General features: G+C 48.2%; 4 protein-coding genes and 2 pseudogenes. 1 reads left to right on the forward strand and 5 read right to left on the reverse strand.

Annotated features, from left to right (window positions below; all coding sequences use genetic code 11):
- Positions 1 to 138 (forward strand): annotated as a pseudogene (locus tag DW205_RS21870) (N-acetylmuramoyl-L-alanine amidase); the annotation flags it as partial.
- Between the two features lie 32 nt (positions 139 to 170).
- Here DW205_RS21870 and DW205_RS21875 read toward each other — a convergent pair.
- From DW205_RS21875 to DW205_RS22710, 5 genes and pseudogenes are all read right to left on the reverse strand, one after another.
- The gene (locus DW205_RS21875; protein ID WP_005862747.1) at positions 171 to 656 is read right to left on the reverse strand and encodes a DUF6169 family protein; all 486 of its coding nucleotides are present in this window, start codon (positions 654 to 656) and stop codon (positions 171 to 173) included.
- The gene (locus tag DW205_RS22410) at positions 628 to 777 is read right to left on the reverse strand and encodes a hypothetical protein (RefSeq protein WP_005862749.1); all 150 of its coding nucleotides are present in this window, start codon (positions 775 to 777) and stop codon (positions 628 to 630) included. The genes DW205_RS21875 and DW205_RS22410 overlap by 29 nt, the downstream gene beginning before the upstream one ends.
- 84 nt (positions 778 to 861) lie before the next feature.
- Positions 862 to 1533: a sugar transferase gene (locus DW205_RS21880; RefSeq protein WP_199486305.1), complete on the reverse strand. Its 672-nt coding sequence runs from the start codon at positions 1531 to 1533 to the stop codon at positions 862 to 864.
- Entirely contained in the window at positions 1530 to 1937 is a 408-nt protein-coding gene (locus DW205_RS21885; RefSeq protein ID WP_005862753.1) for a hypothetical protein, read from the reverse strand. The genes DW205_RS21880 and DW205_RS21885 overlap by 4 nt, the downstream gene beginning before the upstream one ends.
- A 35-nt stretch (positions 1938 to 1972) precedes the next feature.
- Positions 1973 to 2841: pseudogene (locus DW205_RS22710) on the reverse strand (transcriptional regulator); the annotation flags it as partial.

Below are 2841 nucleotides of genomic sequence, written 5' to 3' on the forward strand. Positions count from 1 at the left end.
TGTACCTTGATGGATCTGCTACGGCAATTACGAAGGGACTACCCGGAGGCACGTATTCTAGGGCATTACCAGCTTAGCCCCTATATAAAGAAGGCTTGCCCTTGCTTTGACGCAAGGAAGGAGTATGAAACCTTATGAAAGCCATACTATGCCTCCACAAAAAATAGTCGTCATTCATCTATTGGATATAAATTATTCTTTACTAATTCATAGAAGGCTTGAACTAAAACATTACGTTTCGAATTATTTTTATTTAAATAAATAGAAACGTAAAGCAGGTAATCATCTATTTGGGTGGAAGCATCGTATTTTATGATGCTTCCATCATTATAAGCAGAATACCATTTAGAGAACAACAATCTGCGCTTTTTTTCTTTGCCATCTAAATTATCACAAACCATTATCATCGCATGGTCGTTCCTTGAGAAGAATATCCGTAATAACGAGACTATGGTCATCGCTATACGATTATCTATCGGATGAGGTCTATCTGACTCCGGCTCTATATTAAAAGTATAGACATTATCAAATGTCGGATGGTATATTGAAAAATCTATAAAATAAGCATGATAAACAATGCCATGCTTAGTCTTAAATGAATAATTCCAATCACTTTCCTCTACTATATCATAAGGGAGTGGCAAACTTGATTCCACGTTGTCGTGCTATTTCTTTTATATCACCTCCCTTTTGAATACATTCTCGAATAATTCGTTTGTCTTCCAATATCTTTTGAAAGACAGACACTGGTCTCATTTCTTTTTTTTTGTTATCCATAGAGGTTTCGTTTTTTATGTTATTACGCAAAGATAGCTATATTATCTTACAAACAAAGTTTTACCACAAGATATTACAGAAATATCAGAATTTCTTACCGAACGCTATATTCAAGAAGGTCTTCACCAATATCTTGAAATCGAACAGCCAAGAGCGATGCTCCAGATAGAACAGGTCGTAACGCAGGCGGCGGAGCATCTTATCGACCGTGTCCGTATACCCATTGTAGAGCGTGGCGTAAGAGGTCACCCCCGGACGGATCTGGTAGAGGTAACGGTAACGGGGATCACGCTCCATGATCTGGTCGATATAGAACTGGCGCTCCGGACGGGGACCGATAAAGGACATATCGCCCACGAAAACATTCCATAGCTGGGGCAACTCGTCCAAGTGATGTACCCGGAGGAATTTTCCGACACGGGTCATCCGGGGATCTGCCCCACCCTTGTAAAGGGCCGGACCGAACTTCTCCGCGTCCAGACGCATACTGCGGAACTTATAGATGTTGAACGGGCGACCGAAACGACCGATACGCTCTTGCTTAAAGATCGCCGGGCCTCCATCCTCCCGCTTTACGGCGATATAACAAAGTAAAAACAGCGGGGAGAATACGATCAAGGCCAAAAACGCCAGCGCACAATCCCCTATACGTTTTACATTACGTTGGAACATACCCATCCCATCCGGGATGAATCGCTCCGGTTCCGCTCCCTCACTTTTTCCTAATGGTGTAGTTTTCTTTTTTTCAGCACTCATACTCTCTCACTTAATAAAGGTAGTCCCTCCACCTCGCCGGCGTGCCATTCAAGGTAGTCTGCCAAGGAAAATCCGGGGACGGTCAATAGCTTGTAATCCGACTCGTCTCTTCTCAAAATATGTTTGCGGGCGTACGAGCGGAGCGAGCGATCCGTAACGGACACCATCACGATCGGGAACGGGTAGGCGAACAGGCGCAACGGCATGGTCTCGCTATCTGGAAATGCACGATACAACTGATAGGCCGAACACTCGAACGCTACCCAGTAGGGACCCGTGCAATACAGGTGTATTGAGTTTTGGTTCGCACGCTCACGATCCATGATCTCTGTCAAATGCTCACGCAACAGGTTCATCAACCGGAGGCCGGAAGGAACCTCGCACGTCTCTCTCTCTTTTCTCATATCTTTCATTTATCGCTATGCGCAACTTTTACTTATCAACTGATCCCGTGTCCGAGCCAACGGTCGTAATCACGTAAACGACGTATCAACACGGACTTACTCTTCTTGGGCGAGGCCTCCTCCATCCAAGGGTCAACCAACTCGTGCGCCATGCGCTGATAGAGGCTGCTGTCCGTACAGCCGTACAGCGTGACCAGCAACAAGGCACGGGATTGCGGCGCTTTTATCACGGGGAGCATACTGCGCATCGTGGAGCGCAAACGATCGAACTCATCCTCCTCGCCCAAAAGCTTATAGGCAGGAAGGAGCAACGAGTAAAGCTTACAACGGATCACGTCGGTCTCAGCACGGAGCGAGGCGTAGCCACGCAGGACCTCACGGGCCAGACAGGCATCCTCCTCCACTACGCTGCCGGACGAATGGTAACGCCCCAAGGCCCCGTGCAAGCCTTCCGACAGACGGTCGTTGTCCAAATGGGTATACACGTGCTTGCCCCCCGTGTTCAACTCGATCAACTCATACTCCCCAGCTCTCACCTCGAACAAGGGAACCTACATGCAATCGAGGATACGCACCATCACGTCCTTATGGCCACCGCCCGGCTGTACCACCACCTCGGCCTCCATGTCGGCAAACGGACCGGAGGTGATACGCACACGGTCGCCTTTCAACAGGTGGCCGCTATCAGGCACGTACACCGGAAGCTCGTTGGAGTAAGACGCCGCGACCCAACGTAAGGTCTCCATCTCACGATCCGAGAGGTAGGGAAAGTAAGACTGTCCACCCGAGGAAACCCGGGGTAGGAAATTGTACAGGGGAAGCGTACGCTTCAGACTAAAGATCTCGTTCTCCGAGGCGTGGATGAACACGTAGTTGTACAGCAGGGGCCGTTTCGTGTTGACCA

This window comes from Parabacteroides sp. AM17-47, assembly GCF_003434625.1.
In the GTDB taxonomy this organism is placed as follows: domain Bacteria; phylum Bacteroidota; class Bacteroidia; order Bacteroidales; family Tannerellaceae; genus Parabacteroides; species Parabacteroides distasonis.

Coding starts and splice junctions, on each gene's coding strand:
- DW205_RS22410 (WP_005862749.1), bottom strand. CDS start 777: ATGGATAACAAAAAAAAAGAAATGAGACCAGTGTCTGTCTTTCAAAAG.
- DW205_RS21880 (WP_199486305.1), bottom strand. CDS start 1,533: ATGAGTGCTGAAAAAAAGAAAACTACACCATTAGGAAAAAGTGAGGGA.
- DW205_RS21885 (WP_005862753.1), bottom strand. CDS start 1,937: ATGAGAAAAGAGAGAGAGACGTGCGAGGTTCCTTCCGGCCTCCGGTTG.